The organism is Aromatoleum anaerobium, from assembly GCF_012910705.2.
Lineage (GTDB): Bacteria > Pseudomonadota > Gammaproteobacteria > Burkholderiales > Rhodocyclaceae > Aromatoleum > Aromatoleum anaerobium.
Window position 1 is genome coordinate 1 of record NZ_WTVG02000002.1, and the last position, 562, is coordinate 562.

The 562-nt window shown below is 62.8% G+C and carries 1 protein-coding gene; it reads left to right on the forward strand.

The genetic code is table 11. The features are described 5' to 3' along the window. Nucleotides 1–512 (forward strand): tyrosine-type recombinase/integrase (locus GO606_RS00625; protein ID WP_246979233.1); only part of this gene is annotated, 512 nt, incomplete at its 5' end. Between the last annotated feature and the right edge of the window lie 50 nt (nt 513–562).

Sequence of the window (562 nt, forward strand, 5' to 3'; positions counted from 1 at the left end):
TTGGCAGACGGGATCGTGCGATTCTGCTGTTACTTGCCCACTTGGGGCTTCGGGCGGGCGACATCGTGCAGTTGCGTCTGGAGGATATCGACTGGAAAGGCGCCTGGCTATCGGTCACGGGAAAGAACCGGCGCGAGACGCGGCTGCCCCTGACCCAGGAGGTCGGCCAGGCCCTGGTGGACTACTTGCAGGAAGGACGACCGCGAACCGACTCCGACGCCCTGTTCGTTCGCGCCCGGGCCCCCTTCCGTGCCTTCGCCAATCATTGTGCCGTCTCGGTCATCGTCGAACGCGCCCTGCACCGGTCTGGCGTCAAATGCCCGAGCCGAGGAGCCGCCCATGTCCTTCGTCACTCCGCGGCGACCTCGATGTTGCGGCACGGCGCGTCGCTGCAAGACATTGCCACCGTTCTCCGGCACCGTTCAATCGACACCACGCAGATCTACGCGAAGGTCGACGTCACGACGCTGGGGCAGATTGCGCAACCCTGGCCGGGGGCGCAGCCATGCTAGTGTTTAGTTGCGTTAATACAAGATAGTATTATGATACCCACTTCGCTTGA